Annotated in this window: 13 protein-coding genes; 9 read left to right on the top strand and 4 right to left on the bottom strand. The window is 66.3% G+C overall.

What is annotated here, in order from left to right; translation table 11 throughout:
• The first annotated feature begins 31 nt into the window (after positions 1 to 31).
• On the top strand, positions 32 to 1,213 hold the full coding sequence (locus Cte04_RS04990; RefSeq protein ID WP_066473037.1) for an acyl-CoA dehydrogenase family protein: 1,182 nt from the start codon (positions 32 to 34) through the stop codon (positions 1,211 to 1,213).
• A gap of 147 nt (positions 1,214 to 1,360) precedes the next feature.
• The gene (locus Cte04_RS04995) at positions 1,361 to 2,476 is read left to right on the top strand and encodes an acyl-CoA dehydrogenase family protein (protein ID WP_066473038.1); all 1,116 of its coding nucleotides are present in this window, start codon (positions 1,361 to 1,363) and stop codon (positions 2,474 to 2,476) included.
• An 80-nt stretch (positions 2,477 to 2,556) separates the two neighbouring features.
• Here the strand turns inward: Cte04_RS04995 and uraD are convergent, their stop codons facing one another.
• Together uraD and Cte04_RS05005 are read right to left on the bottom strand one after the other, a co-directional pair.
• Positions 2,557 to 3,108, bottom strand: a complete 552-nt coding sequence (uraD, locus tag Cte04_RS05000; protein WP_066473039.1) for a 2-oxo-4-hydroxy-4-carboxy-5-ureidoimidazoline decarboxylase — start codon at positions 3,106 to 3,108, stop codon at positions 2,557 to 2,559.
• Between the two features lie 68 nt (positions 3,109 to 3,176).
• The gene (locus Cte04_RS05005) at positions 3,177 to 4,109 is read right to left on the bottom strand and encodes a LysR family transcriptional regulator (RefSeq protein WP_066473040.1); all 933 of its coding nucleotides are present in this window, start codon (positions 4,107 to 4,109) and stop codon (positions 3,177 to 3,179) included.
• 131 nt (positions 4,110 to 4,240) lie between these two features.
• Here Cte04_RS05005 and Cte04_RS05010 point away from each other — a divergent pair, with 131 nt between their 5' ends.
• The 4 genes from Cte04_RS05010 to Cte04_RS05025 are packed head-to-tail and all read left to right on the top strand — an operon-like array spanning position 4,241 to position 7,045.
• Positions 4,241 to 5,578, top strand: a complete 1,338-nt coding sequence (locus Cte04_RS05010; RefSeq protein WP_066473043.1) for an MFS transporter — start codon at positions 4,241 to 4,243, stop codon at positions 5,576 to 5,578.
• A gap of 29 nt (positions 5,579 to 5,607) precedes the next feature.
• Complete coding sequence (locus tag Cte04_RS05015; RefSeq protein ID WP_066473046.1) at positions 5,608 to 6,156, top strand: hydroxyisourate hydrolase; 549 nt, start codon at positions 5,608 to 5,610, stop codon at positions 6,154 to 6,156.
• A 50-nt stretch (positions 6,157 to 6,206) separates the two neighbouring features.
• On the top strand, positions 6,207 to 6,542 hold the full coding sequence (gene uraH, locus Cte04_RS05020; RefSeq protein ID WP_066473051.1) for a hydroxyisourate hydrolase: 336 nt from the start codon (positions 6,207 to 6,209) through the stop codon (positions 6,540 to 6,542).
• Between the two features lie 23 nt (positions 6,543 to 6,565).
• Complete coding sequence (locus Cte04_RS05025) at positions 6,566 to 7,045, top strand: nucleoside deaminase (protein WP_066473053.1); 480 nt, start codon at positions 6,566 to 6,568, stop codon at positions 7,043 to 7,045.
• A 91-nt stretch (positions 7,046 to 7,136) separates the two neighbouring features.
• On the opposite strand, the gene Cte04_RS05030 is transcribed toward Cte04_RS05025, so the two are convergent.
• Positions 7,137 to 7,694 (bottom strand): HNH endonuclease, encoded by a 558-nt coding sequence (locus Cte04_RS05030; protein WP_066473055.1) that lies wholly within the window; start codon positions 7,692 to 7,694, stop codon positions 7,137 to 7,139.
• A gap of 170 nt (positions 7,695 to 7,864) precedes the next feature.
• Between Cte04_RS05030 and Cte04_RS05035 the strand changes: the two genes are divergently transcribed.
• The 3 genes from Cte04_RS05035 (at position 7,865) to lspA (ending at position 12,571) form a co-directional block, all read left to right on the top strand.
• Complete coding sequence (locus Cte04_RS05035) at positions 7,865 to 8,926, top strand: bifunctional riboflavin kinase/FAD synthetase (protein WP_066473057.1); 1,062 nt, start codon at positions 7,865 to 7,867, stop codon at positions 8,924 to 8,926.
• Between the two features lie 117 nt (positions 8,927 to 9,043).
• Positions 9,044 to 11,908 carry an isoleucine--tRNA ligase gene (ileS, locus tag Cte04_RS05040; RefSeq protein ID WP_066473059.1) on the top strand — a complete coding sequence of 955 codons (2,865 nt, stop codon included), beginning with the start codon at positions 9,044 to 9,046 and terminating at the stop codon, positions 11,906 to 11,908.
• Positions 11,909 to 12,058: 150 nt separating this feature from the next.
• Entirely contained in the window at positions 12,059 to 12,571 is a 513-nt protein-coding gene (lspA, locus tag Cte04_RS05045; protein ID WP_066473072.1) for a signal peptidase II, read from the top strand.
• Between the two features lie 55 nt (positions 12,572 to 12,626).
• Here the strand turns inward: lspA and Cte04_RS05050 are convergent, their stop codons facing one another.
• Complete coding sequence (locus Cte04_RS05050; protein ID WP_066473081.1) at positions 12,627 to 13,358, bottom strand: hypothetical protein; 732 nt, start codon at positions 13,356 to 13,358, stop codon at positions 12,627 to 12,629.
• Positions 13,359 to 13,540: the final 182 nt, after the last annotated feature.

The following is a 13,540-nucleotide window of genomic DNA, read 5'->3' on the forward strand; positions in this document are numbered from 1 at the left end:
TACAACCTGGACCTTCTCAGGAGACAAGCGCATGGATCTGGCATTTACCCCCGAAGAACAAGCCTTTCGCGAAGAAGTCCGCACCTGGGTGCGGGCCCATCTGCCGGAGGAGATCGCGCACAAGGTGCGCAACGATTTGCGCCTGACGCGCGACGACCTGCAGCGCTGGGCCAAGATTCTCGGCAAGAAGGGCTGGCTGGCCTCGGGCTGGCCCGCCCAGTTCGGCGGACCCGGCTGGACCGCCGTGCAAAAGCATCTGTTCGAGGAAGAATGCGCCGCGGCCTGCGCGCCCGGCGTCGTGCCCTTCGGGCCGGTGATGGTGGCCCCCGTCATCATGGCCTACGGAAGCCCGGAGCAGCAAAAGCGCTTCCTGCCCGGCATCGCCAGCGGCGAAGTCTGGTGGAGCCAGGGCTATTCGGAGCCCGGCTCGGGCTCGGACCTGGCCAGCCTCAAGACCCGCGCCGAGCGCGTGGGCGACAAATACATCGTCAACGGCCAGAAGACCTGGACCACGCTGGGCCAGTACGGCGAGTGGATCTTCTGCCTGGTGCGCACCAGCAGCGAAGGCAAGCCCCAGACCGGCATCAGCTTCCTGCTGATCGACATGAAGTCCCCCGGCGTGACCGTGCGCCCCATCAAGCTGCTCGACGGCGAGTGCGAGGTCAACGAGGTCTTCTTCGACAACGTGGAAGTGCCCGCCGACCAGCTGATCGGCGAAGAGAACAAGGGCTGGACCTATGCCAAGCACCTGCTTTCGCACGAGCGCACCAACATCGCCGGCGTGAACCGCGCCAAGCGCGAGCTCGAGCGCCTCAAGCGCATCGCCAAGACCGAAGGCGTCTGGGACGACCAGCGCTTTCGCGACCAGATCGCGCTGCTCGAAGTGGACATCGTGGCCCTGGAGATGCTGGTGCTGCGCGTGCTCTCGGCAGAGAAGTCTGGCAAGAACCCGCTGGACATCGCCGGCCTGCTCAAGATCAAGGGCAGCGAGATCCAGCAGCGCTATGCCGAGCTGATGATGCTGGCCGCCGGCCCCTACAGCCTGCCCTTCATCGAGGAAGCCATGGAAGCCGGCTGGCAGGGCGACTTCCCGGGCGGCGTGGTGGCCAACGCGCCGCTGGCCTCGACCTATTTCAACATGCGCAAGACCACGATCTACGGCGGCAGCAACGAAGTACAGCGAAACATCGTCGCGCAGACGGTGCTGGGCTGACCCGGAACTGGTGACGGCGACGATATTTCGCTTGCGCGAAAACGTACGACTCCCCCGTGCCCCCCTCCGGGAGGGGGTTCTAGCAAGAGCTTCGCTGGATGTGAAGGGCGCCAAGGTGCCGCATGCAGCCAGCATCAGGAGACTTTCATGGATTTCAATTTTTCCGATGACCAGCAACAACTGCGCGACGCCGTCGCGCGCTGGGTGGACAAGGGCTATACCTTCGAGCGTCGCCAGTCCATCGTGGCCCAGGGCGGCTTTTCCCGGGAAGTGTGGGGCGAGCTGGCCGAGCTGGGCCTGACCGCCCTCACCGTGCCCGAGCAGTACGGCGGCCTGGGCCAGGGCGCTGTCGATGCCATGGTGGTGATGGAAGAGCTGGGCCGCGGCCTGGTGATGGAGCCGCTGGCCCAGGCCTTCGTGGCTTCGGCGGTGATCGCCCGCTACGGCAGCGAAGCCGTCAGGCAGCAGTGGCTGTCCGCCATCGCCAGTGGCGAAGCGCTGGTCGTGCTCGCATCGCAGGAGCGCAAGGCGCGCTACCGCCTTGATGTCTGCGATGCAAAGGCCAGCAGAAACGGTGATGCCTACACGCTGGACGCTACGAAAAACATAGTCCCGGCAGGCGACCAGGCCGATGCCTTCATCGTGCCCGCGCAGCTGGACGGCAAGATCGCCCTGTTCCTCGTGGAAAAGGGCGCGGCCGGCGTATCCACGCACGGCTACAGCACCCAGGACGAAGGCCGCGCGGCCGACCTGCTCTGCAAGGCCACGCCCGCCACGCTGATCACCGCGGACGGCCTGGCCGCGCTGACGCTGGCTCAGGATGTGGCCAACGCCGCCCTGTGCGCCGAAGGCGTGGGCGTGATGGAGCAGACCCTCAAGCTCACCACCGAATACATGAACCAGCGCAAGCAGTTTGGCGTGGTGATCGCCAGTTTCCAGGCCCTGCGCCATCGCGTGGCCGACATGAAGATGCAGCTCGAACTGGCCCGCTCCATGAGCTACTACGCCAGCCTCAAGCTCGGCGAACCCGAGGCCGAGCGCCACCTGGCCCTGGCCCGCGCCAAGGTGCAGCTGGGCCAGTCCATGCGCTTCGTCGGCCAGCAGTCGGTGCAGCTGCACGGCGGCATCGGCGTGACCGACGAATACGTGGGCAGCCACTACTTCAAGCGCCTGACGCAGATGGAAATGACCGGCGGCGACACCCTGCACCACCTGGGCGTGCTGTCCGCGGGGCTGCAGGACAGCGCCGGCGTCTTCGCCTGAAACCGGCCGTCCCGCCACGGCCGAATGACCAGCACTTAAAAAGCCCCGCATCGCGGGGCTTTTTTGTCAGGAAAAGTGGATCAGGCCGCTTGCAGGCTGCCGGCGCGCACGCGCTGCGACAGGCGCAGGCGGCTGATGAAGCCGATCTGGCGCAGGGCCTCGGCAAACTCCTGCTCGGTGCCGCGCTCGGTGCGCGATGCCAGCTCGGCAAACAGGCCGGCGCGCGTGTAGTGGCGCACGCAGGCGATGAAGGGAAAACCGTGGCGCGAGCGGTAGGCCTGGTTCAGCGCGGCCAGGCGCTCGCCCTGCTCCTGCTCCAGATCGCCCAGGCCGGCGCTTTGCTGCTCCTGCTGGGAATCGCTGGTCAGCGTGCCGGAGCGCACGGCGCTGGCCGACAGCTCGGGGTGGCCGCAGAGAAAGCGCACGGCCTGCTCGCGGGGGCTGGCATGCACGGCGGCCAGCATGGCGCCATGCAACGCATCGATGCTGTCGAAGGGCCGCTGGCTGGCAGCCGCTTCGGCAACCCAGGGGGCGTATTCGAAGACCTCGCCGAGCGCGGCCACGAAGGCGCCGTGCGCCATGGTGTTGAGCTCGTCGAGCGTGGGAAGGGAGGAGGCAGTGGTGGTAGTCATGGAGCCAGTGTAGGAAGCGCGTTTGCCGCCTCACAGTCCTGGCTTGTTATAGCCCGTATAGCAGCCGGCTACGCCAGCTCTGTCAGCACCTGCGAGGCCTGGCTCAGCAGCCCGCGCAGCCAGATGTGCGATGCATCGCGGTGCCGCGACGAATGCCACAGCTGGTAAAAGCGCATGGTGCGGTTGCCCATGGGCAGGGGCACCATGGCCAGCGGCAGGCGCCTGGCATGGTAGGCCGCGAAGTGGCGGCTGGTGGTCAGCAGCAGATCGGTCCCCACGAGCAGGTCCGGCGCCAGCGAGAAATGCGAGCACTGCACGCGGCCGTCGCGGCTCACGCGCATGGTGCCCAGGCTGGTCTCCACCACGCCGCGCTGGTCCGGCGAATAAGGCGTGAACACGATATGGGCCGACTGCAGATAGTGCTCGGCCGTGAGCTGGCCCGGTGCGGCCAGCGGGTGCCTTTCGTCGAGCAGGCAGACCACCTGGTCCTCGATCAGCGTGGACATGTGCAGATGCTCGGGCGGGCTCGGCCAGTTGCCGATGACGATGTCCACCTCGCCGCTTTGCAGCGCCTGTTCGTAGTCGAAGTTCTGGCCCAGGGGCAGCATGACCAGCCGGGCACCCGGCGCCTGCGTGCGCATGAGCTGGACCACGCGCGCCATGAAGGGCGGCGCCAGGTAGTCGGGGGTGGCAAGGGTGAAGCGCTGCTGCGTGGTCCCGGCAGAGAAGTCCTTGCCGGACGTCAGCAGCCCGTCGATCAGCCCCAGGGCCGCGCGCGCCTGCTCCACGGCCTGCAGCGCGCGCGCCGTGGGCACCATGCGGTTCTTGTCCCGCACCAGCAGCGGGTCGTTGAAGATGGCCCGCAGCCGCCGCAGCGCCGCGCTGATGGCCGGCTGCGACTGGTTCAGGCGTATGGCCGCGCGCGACACGCTTTTTTCGCTGATCAATGTGCACAGCACACGCAGCAGGTAAGTGTCGAACGGATCTTCGCTGCGAGACACGTGTTTTCCCTATGAATATGCATTTTGCTATGCGGCTCATAGCAGCTGCCTAGTTTCGCATATTGCCCCAACCCGCGACGATGCAAGCGTCCCCAAACCCAAACAACAAACTTCCGAGACAAGGACTTGCCATGAGTGCTCAACATGTGCCGATCAGCGGCACGACTGCCGGCGTCGACCAGGTCGACGCCACCTATTCCAAGATCTCCTGGCGCCTGCTGCCCTTCCTGGGCGTGCTGTGGGTGCTGGCATGGCTGGACCGCGTGAACATCGGTTTCGCCAAGCTGCAGATGCTCGACGACCTGAAGTTCAGCGAAGCAGTCTACGGCCTGGGTGCCGGCATCTTCTTCATCGGCTATTTCCTGTTCGAAGTGCCGTCCAACATGCTGCTGCAACGGATCGGCGCCAAGAAGACGGTGATGCGCATCACCATCGGCTGGGGCATCATCTGCGTCATGCAGGCCTGGGTCACGACACCGACCCACTTCTACATCCTGCGCTTTCTGATGGGCGTGTTCGAGGCCGGCTTCTACCCCGGCATCATCCTGTACCTGACCTACTGGTACCCGTCCAAGCGCCGCGCCAAGGCCTTCGGCACATTCATGTCGGCCTCCGCCATCGCGGGCGTGCTCGGCGGCCCCCTGGCCGGCGGCATCATGACCTGGGCCGCCGGCTGGCATGGCATGCACGGCTGGCAATGGCTGTTCATCATCGAGGGCATTCCCTCGGTGCTGGCCGGCGTCTTCGCCTATTTCTACATGACGGACCGGCCCGAGCAGGCCAAGTGGCTCACCGATGCCGACCGCGCCGTGGTGCGCCAGCAGCTCGAAATCGACCACAAGGCCCAGGGCGAGCGCCACAGCGACTGGCGCACCCTGTTCGGCAACCCCATGGTGTGGCTGCTGATCGCCGTGTTCTTCTGCCTGCTGTGCGCCAACTCCACGCTGACCTTCTGGACCCCCACCGTGATCCGCGAGGCCGGCTTCACCTCGCCCATGGAAGTGGGCTGGATTGCCGGCGCCGCCTACCTGCTGGGCGCGGCTGGCATGGTCATCAACGGCCGCCATTCCGACCAACGCGGCGAAGTGTGCTGGCACTTCGCGGGCTCGGCCCTGCTGGGCGCCGGCGGCATGCTGGCCCTGGCCATCACCATGGGCATGTCCAGCATCCCCGTGATCGTGGCACTGACGGCCATGGTGCTGGCCCTGGTAGGCACCATGAGCGCCATTCCCGTGTTCTGGCAGATGCCCAACATGCTGCTCAGCGGCGGAGCCGCCGCCGTGGGCGTGGCCCTGATCAACTCGGTCGCCAACCTGGCCGGCTTCGGCGCCCCCTACCTGATGGGCGTGATCAAGGCTTCCACCGGCAAGGTCGCTCCGGGCCTGTACCTGGTCGCCATCGTGGAAGTGCTGTCCGCCATCCTGGCCATCGCGTTCATTGCCCGCATCCAGCGCCGCAAGAGCCTCTGAAGCCGCATCCGCCCCGAGGAGACAGATCCATGTCCAAGACTTTCCCATCCAGCGCCGGGCACCAGGCCCAGCCGCAGGCTCCGGCCCGCCGCCAGTTCACTCTCTCGGGCCTGGCGCTCGGCGCCACCGCCCTGGCCGCCGCACGCGGCGCGCTGGCCGCCGATGCACCGGCAACGCCAGCCGCTCCTGCCCAGTCCTCCGGGCCCATCGTGCTGCACGGCGCCAGCCCCCGGCTGACCATGCATGCCGTGGACACCTTCCACGGCTCCGCGGCCACGGGGCTGCGCGTGGATTTCTCGCGCTTCGACGGCCAGAACTATGTGCTGCTGCGCAGCTTCATCGTGAATGCCAACGGCCGTGCCGACGATCCGCTGCTGATCGATGACAGCTACCGCGCCGGCCGCTACGAAATGCTGCTGCACGTGGACGAATACTTTGCGGCCAAGGGCGCCAAGCTGCCCCGCCCGGCCTTTCTGTCCAAGGTGCCGGTGCGCTTCCAGGTCGTGAACACGGCCGAGCGCATCCACCTGCCGGTCCAGTTCGGCCCCTGGAGCTATACCTACTCGCGCGGCAGCTGATCCGCCGCCTTTTTCCATCCCGGATACCACTATCTCGCGAAAGGCAAATCATGGCAGGCATCAGCACCCACGTACTCAATGTCACCACCGGCCGACCCATCGCAGGCATGCGGGTCGAACTCTATGATGTGGCGCAGTCTCCCGCGCAGCGCCTGAACAGCACGCGCACCAATGCCGACGGCCGCACCGACAGCCCCATGCTGCCGGCCCAGTCGGCCCGCACCGGTGACTTCGAACTGCGCTTCTACGTAGGCGAACATTTCAAGGAGCCCACGGCACTGTCGGAAGAAGTGCTGGTGCGCTTTTCCATCTTCGACGCAGCCCAGCACTATCACGTCCCCATGCTGTGCTCGCCCTGGTTTTTCACCACCTACCGCGGCAGCTGATTTTTTACAAGGAGAACAATTCCATGAACAACGAAGACAAGTACCTGCTCGAATCCATCCGCCTGGCCATGGGCAACGTCAAGGACCGCAAGCAGGCCACCTGGCCATTCGGTGCCGTGCTGGTCAGGGATGGCCAGGTGCTGGCCCGCGCCGTCAACCAGGTGGAGGACCTGTGCGACCCGTCGGCCCACGCCGAGATGCAGGCCCTGCGCATTGGCGCCAAGGCCCAGGGCAGCACGGACCTGTCGGGCGCCGTCATGTACGCCAGCGGCTATCCCTGCTCCATGTGCTACACGGCCATGCTGCTGGCCGGCGTGAAGAAGGTGTATTTCGCCTACTCCAACGAGGACGGCGAGCCCTACGACCTGTCGGCCGCCCGCGGCTATGTGGAGCTGGCCAAGCCCGAGGAGCAGCGTGAAATGGCCCTCATCAGCCATCGCGTGCGCGACGAGGGCGAGGACCTCTACGAAGCATGGCAGAAGGCGGTTTCCGCCACGGCCTGACCGCATACTCCTTTCCTCTCTCCTGCCCCGCGCTCCGGCCCGGGGCTTTTTAAGCCCGGCGCCAGGCGGCCGCGATCAGAGAGGGGCCACCCTAGCTGCGCCAGCGCGAATGGCGCGGCACATGGGCCACGAGGAATTCCATCTGATCGGCCAGGATGCGGCGGTTGCGCAGGATGAAGTCTTCCCACAGGCTGGGGACATAAGGCGTGTAGAGCAGCGGCATACGGGCCTGCTCCGGCGTGCGCGGGCCCTTGCGGTGGTTGCAGGCGCGGCAGGCCGTGACCAGGTTCATCCAGGTATGCTGGCCGCCCCGGCTGACGGGAATGATGTGCTCGCGCGTGAGCTCGCTTTCATGGAACTGGCGGCCGCAATAGGCGCAGACGCAGCGGTCGCGCGCAAACAGCTTGCCGTTGGTCAGGCCCGGCAGCAGCTCGTGCGGGTTGATCGCGGGCACGCCCTTGGTGCCGATGATGCTGTTGATGTGAATCACTGACTGCCGACCGGTCACAGCATTGTGGCCGCCGCGGAAACAGGCGATCTCCCCGCCGGATTCCCAGCGTACTTCATCCGCTGCATAGTGCAGCGCCGCCTGCTCCAGCGTGATCCAGGACTGGGGCAGTCCCTGGGCTGTCAGCTTCAAGACTTTCACAACATGCCTCCTGCCGGTAAACAACAAGAACAATCAGTCGCAAGAGTGATGCGCACTCACAGGCGGCCGCCAAGCCGCCCGAATCAAGGCAATATACTCCGAAATTATGTCAAATTGACGGCCGCCGCTGCCCGCATCGGGGCGAGCCGCTACGAAAAACAAAGCACGCCATGAAGATTTTCCGAGGATTCAAGCACCCTGGCCTGGCGCCGGCCTGCGCTGTGACCATTGGCAACTTTGACGGCGTGCACCGCGGCCACCAGGCCATGCTGGGCCTGCTGCGCGCCGAAGCGGCACAGCGCGGCATTCCCAGCTGCGCCATGACCTTCGAGCCGCATCCGCGCGACTACTTCGCCCAGAAGCTGAGCAAGCCCGAGCTGGCGCCGGCCCGCGTGGGCACGCTGCGCGACAAGCTCAGCCAGCTCGAGGTCTGCGGCGTGGACCAGGTGGTGATCCTGCCGTTCAACGCGGCGCTGGCCGGCCAGAGTCCCGAGAGCTTCATCCAGGACGTGCTGGTTTCGGGCCTGGGCGCCAAGTACGTGCTGGTGGGCGACGACTTCCGCTTCGGCGCCAAGCGCGCCGGCGACTACGCCATGCTGGACGCGGCCGGCCAGGCCCTGGGCTTCGATGTGGCGCGCATGAACAGCTACGAGGTGCACGGCCTGCGGGTCTCCAGCACCGCCGTGCGCGAGGCGCTGGCGGCCGGGGAGATGGCCGATGCCGCCCGCCTGCTCGGCCATCCCTACACGATTTCGGGCCATGTGGTCCACGGCCGCAAGCTGGGCCGCAAGCTGGCCGAGTCGCGCGAGGGCGCGGACGACGGCTTTCGCACGCTGAACCTGCGCTTCGACCACTGGAAGCCGGCGGCCAGCGGCATTTTCGCGGTGCTGGTGCACGGCCTCTCGGGCGAGCCGCTGCGCGGCGTGGCCAACCTGGGCGTGCGCCCCTCGCTGGACCCCCATGACGTCAATGGCGGCCGGGTGCTGCTGGAGACCCACTGCTTCGATTGGCCCGCCGAACTCGGTGGTGAAGAGGCCTACGGTAAAATCATCCGCGTGGAACTTCTGCACAAACTGCACGACGAGCTGAAGTACGACAGTCTCGATGCCCTGACGGCAGGCATCGCCAAGGACTGCGATGACGCGCGCGCGTTTTTCGCCGCCATCCACACGCCGTCCCACACGAGCAGCTACACCGAGACCCGTCGCCAGACCACGCGCGACCGAATTTGACGCTCGCCGTCCGCCCTGCCCTGAAGCGCACGCCATGACAGACGGCGCGCCAGGCCCACATTCCCCATTCACGCTCCGGCAGCCATGCCTGGGCACTGCATTGCTCTCAAGGTTCCCATGTCCGATTCCAAAGTCAACAAGAACGAAGCCTCTGGCTACCGCGCCACGCTGAACATGCCCGACACCCCCTTCCCCATGCGCGGCGACCTGCCCAAGCGCGAGCCGGGCTGGGTCAAGGACTGGGAAGACAAGGGCCTGTACAAGAAGCTGCGCGATGCGCGCCACGGCGCGCCCATGTTCATCCTGCACGACGGCCCGCCGTACGCCAACGGCAAGATCCACATCGGCCATGCCGTCAACAAGATCCTCAAGGACATGATCGTCAAGAGCCGCCAGCTCGAGGGCTTCGACGCGCTGTACGTGCCGGGCTGGGACTGCCACGGCCTGCCGATCGAGAACGCCATCGAGAAGCTGCACGGCCGCAACCTGCCGCGCGACGAGATGCAGGCCAGGAGCCGCGCCTTCGCCACCGAGCAGATCGCGCAGCAGATGGTGGACTTCAAGCGCCTGGGCGTGCTGGGCGACTGGGACCATCCCTACAAGACCATGAACTACGCCAACGAGGCGCAGGAGCTGCGCGCTCTGAAGAAGGTCATGGAGCGCGGCTTCGTCTACCGCGGCCTCAAGCCCGTGTACTGGTGCTTCGACTGCGCGTCCTCGCTGGCCGAGTTCGAGATCGAGTACGCCGACAAGCAGAGCCAGACGCTGGACGTGATGTTCCCCGCGGCCGAGCCCGCCAGGCTGGCCGCCGCCTTCGGCCTGCCGCAGCTGGACAAGCAAGCCTTCATCGTCATCTGGACGACGACGGCATGGACCATCCCCGCCAACCAGGCGCTCAACGTCAACCCCGAGCTGGAATACAGCCTGGTGGACACCGAGCGGGGCCTGCTGATCGTGGCCTCGGCCCTGGTCGAGAAGTGCCTGGCGCGCTGGAAGCTCGAGGGCACGGTGGTCGCCACCGCCAAAGGCGAGAAGCTGGACCACATGCCCTTCAAGCACCCGCTGGCGCACGTGGACAAGGGCTACGACCGCATCTCCCCCGTGTACCTGGCCGACTACGCCACGGCAGACGACGGCACGGGTATCGTGCACTCGGCGCCCGCCTACGGCCTGGACGACTTCAACTCCTGCAAGGCCAACGGCATGGAGTACAAGGACATCCTGAACCCCGTGCAGGGCAACGGCGTGTACGCGTCCGATCTGCCCCTGTTCGGCGGCCAGCACATCTGGAAGGCCGTGCCCGTCATCCTCGACGCGCTCAAGGTGGCCGGCCGCCTGATGGACACCACGACCATCACCCACAGCTACCCGCACTGCTGGCGCCACAAGACGCCGGTGATCTACCGCGCCGCGGCGCAGTGGTTCATCCGCATGGACGAAGGCGAAGGCGTGTTCACCGATCCGGCCCAGAAACCGGAAAAGACGCTGCGCCAGATCGCGCTGGACGCCATCGAGCACACGAGCTTCTACCCCGAGAACGGCAAGACCCGCCTGCGCGACATGATCGCCGGCCGGCCCGACTGGTGCATCTCCCGCCAGCGCAGCTGGGGCGTGCCCATCCCCTTCTTCCTGCATGTGGACACGGGCGCGCTGCACCCGCGCACCATGGAGATCATCGACCAGGCGGCCGACATGATCGAGCAGGGCGGCATCGAGGCCTGGAGCCGCGTGACGGCCGAGGACATCCTCGGCGCCGAGGATGCCGCCAGCTACACCAAGAGCACCGACATCCTGGAGGTGTGGTTCGACTCCGGCTCCACCTTCTGGCATGTGATGCGCGGCACGCACAACGCCATGCACCACGACCAGGGCCCCGAGGCCGACCTGTACCTGGAAGGCCATGACCAGCACCGCGGCTGGTTCCACAGCTCGCTGCTGCTGGCTGCCGCCATCTTCGGCCGCGCGCCCTACCGCGGCCTGCTCACGCACGGCTTCACGGTCGACGGCCAGGGCAAGAAGATGTCCAAGTCGCTGGGCAACACCGTGGCGCCGCAGGACGTGAGCGGCAAAATGGGCGCCGAGATCATCCGCCTGTGGGTGGCCTCGACCGACTACTCGGGCGACCTGGGCATCGACGACAAGATCCTGGCCCGCGTGGTGGACAGCTATCGCCGCATCCGCAACACGCTGCGCTTTTTGCTGGCCAACACCAGCGACTTCGACGCGGCCAGGGATTCCGTGGCCTACGAGGACCTGCTGGAAATCGACCGCTATGCCCTGGCACGCGCAGCCCAGCTGCAAAAGGAGATCCTGGGCCACTACCAGGTCTACGAATTCCACCCCGTGGTGGCCAAGCTGCAGCTGTTCTGCTCCGAGGACCTGGGCGGCTTCTACCTGGACGTGCTCAAGGACCGCCTCTACACCACGGGCGAGAAGAGCCTGGCCCGCCGCTCGGCCCAGACCGCGCTGCACCAGATCACCCACGCGCTGCTGCGCTGGATGGCGCCCTTCCTGTCGTTCACGGCCGAGGAGGCCTGGAAGATCTTCGGCAACAGCGAGACCATCTTCCTCGAGAAGTTCACCGACCTGCCCGAGGGCGACGAGGCGCTGCTGGCCAAGTGGACGCGCATCCGCGAGATCCGCGACGTGGTCAACAAGGACATCGAGGCCGTGCGTGCCGAAGGCAAGGTCGGCGCCTCGCTGCAGGCCGAAGTGACCGTGGCCGCCCAGCCCGAGGACCTGGCCCTGCTGGAGACGCTGGCGGATGACCTGAAGTTCGTCTTCATCACCTCGGCCGCCCGGGCCGTGGCCGCCCAGGCCGACGAGGGCCTGGCCGTGACCGTCACGCCTTCCGTGAAGGACAAGTGCGAGCGCTGCTGGCATTACCGCGAGGACGTGGGCGCCGACACGGCCCACCCCACGCTGTGCGGCCGCTGCGTGAGCAATCTGTACGGCGAAGGCGAAGTGCGCAGCAAGGCCTGAGCCTGCAGAGCCCGGACGCGAAACACCGTCAAAAAGTGAGCTGCCAGCGCTTGGTCGGCAATGATTTCAGATGATTTTCATTTTGAAATCATTGAACAGCAAGCGCAGGCAGCTATCCTATTTTTCATGAATCATCCGACCCAAGCCGCCATGACCTCTCCAACCCCTGCACAGCCTGTCAAAGGCTCCCTCTGGCCCTGGCTGGCGTGGGCGCTGGTCATCATCGGCGTGGACCAGCTCACCAAGCAGTGGATCCTGGACAACTACCAGTACGGCAACTGGACGGCCATCACGGGCTTTTTCAACATCGTGCGCGCGCACAACACGGGCGCGGCCTTCTCCTTCCTCGCCGACGGCAGCGGCTGGCAGCGCTGGCTGTTCGTGGGCATCGGCGCGGCCGCCACGGTGCTGATCGTCTGGCAGCTCAAAAAGCATCCGGGCCAGAAGATGTTCTGCCTGGCGCTGTCCAGCATCCTGGGCGGCGCCATCGGCAATGTGGTGGACCGCCTGCAGCACGGCTACGTGGTGGACTTCCTGGACTTCTACTGGGGCGCCAGCCACTTCCCGGCTTTCAACGTGGCCGACATGGGCATCACGCTGGGCGCCATCCTGCTGATCCTCGATGAGATCCTGAGGGCCAGGCGCGCCAAGGCCGGCACGTGAACCGCGACTGCCGTCCCCCTTCGCAAACCCCGCCGTGCCCCCCAGCCGGCGGGGTTTATTCCTTGCGGCCGTAGTCGGGCGCATCGGCCCAGACCAGCTGGCCGCCCTTCCAGTAGCGCACGCTCATGCCGGTGCCGGCATCAAAACAGGTCTCGAACACCCAGTCGCCCATGGCCAGCCCATCGTGCTGCGGCGGAAACGGCTCGTCCGGCGACGGCGGCCTGCGGGCATTGAACAGCGCCGCCAGGCCGGCCTCGCACTCCTGGGCCGGCTTGCCGTCGTGTGCGGCAAAGCGGTGCGGCCTTGCCAGCTCCAGGGCGACCTGGCCGTAGACGCTCATGGCGCCCACCCACATGGCGCCGATCCGCACCGGATGGGGAAAGCGCACCTCCCTGAGGCCGCGCAGATCGGGCGGGCCATCCGCATCCCCAGCCTCGTCTTGCGGCAGGTCGCGCTGCACATGGCTGCCCGCGGGCAGCGTGACATCGCCCCAGGCCACGGGCCGCTCCAGGGTGAAAAACATCAGCCGCTCCTGCGCCGCCCGATGCTGCTCCTGCCGGTGGTCCTGCCAGGCGATCTGCGCCAGGCCCACGGCCGTGGAAACGGGCAGCACGGACAGCAGCACGGCACCCGCCCATTGCCAGCGGCGCAGCGGCGGCCTCGGCCTGCCGCTTTGCGCGCGCCATGCGCGCCAGCCCCACCACACAAGCAGGCTGGCGCCCAGCGCAAGGCTCAGCACAAGCAGCAGCCACCCGACAACGGCGGCACCCGGAACAGCAGGAATCATGGTTGGTTTTGACGGATACGGGCGCAACCCGGGGCCGCAGCGACCTGGCGCGGGTTTTGCCCCGGGATTTTTCACAGGGTTTCCCCTGGATTTTGCATAAAACCCGGGGTCGAGCCCAAAAAGATCAGAAACGAAAACTATATTTACCAAATTCGCACCTAAATGTGCGTATTGGAGCAAGT

Origin of the sequence: Comamonas terrae (genome assembly GCF_001544075.1) — a bacterium.
In the GTDB taxonomy this organism is placed as follows: domain Bacteria; phylum Pseudomonadota; class Gammaproteobacteria; order Burkholderiales; family Burkholderiaceae_C; genus Comamonas; species Comamonas terrae.

Bases quoted from the DNA above. Each gene is read 5' to 3' on its own strand.
- Cte04_RS04990 (WP_066473037.1), top strand. From the start codon at position 32: ATGGATCTGGCATTTACCCCCGAAGAACAAGCCTTTCGCGAAGAAGTC.
- Cte04_RS04995 (WP_066473038.1), top strand. From the start codon at position 1,361: ATGGATTTCAATTTTTCCGATGACCAGCAACAACTGCGCGACGCCGTC.
- uraD (WP_066473039.1), bottom strand. From the start codon at position 3,108: ATGACTACCACCACTGCCTCCTCCCTTCCCACGCTCGACGAGCTCAAC.
- Cte04_RS05010 (WP_066473043.1), top strand. From the start codon at position 4,241: ATGAGTGCTCAACATGTGCCGATCAGCGGCACGACTGCCGGCGTCGAC.
- Cte04_RS05015 (WP_066473046.1), top strand. From the start codon at position 5,608: ATGTCCAAGACTTTCCCATCCAGCGCCGGGCACCAGGCCCAGCCGCAG.
- uraH (WP_066473051.1), top strand. From the start codon at position 6,207: ATGGCAGGCATCAGCACCCACGTACTCAATGTCACCACCGGCCGACCC.
- Cte04_RS05025 (WP_066473053.1), top strand. From the start codon at position 6,566: ATGAACAACGAAGACAAGTACCTGCTCGAATCCATCCGCCTGGCCATG.
- Cte04_RS05035 (WP_066473057.1), top strand. From the start codon at position 7,865: ATGAAGATTTTCCGAGGATTCAAGCACCCTGGCCTGGCGCCGGCCTGC.
- ileS (WP_066473059.1), top strand. From the start codon at position 9,044: ATGTCCGATTCCAAAGTCAACAAGAACGAAGCCTCTGGCTACCGCGCC.
- lspA (WP_066473072.1), top strand. From the start codon at position 12,059: ATGACCTCTCCAACCCCTGCACAGCCTGTCAAAGGCTCCCTCTGGCCC.
- Cte04_RS05050 (WP_066473081.1), bottom strand. From the start codon at position 13,358: ATGATTCCTGCTGTTCCGGGTGCCGCCGTTGTCGGGTGGCTGCTGCTT.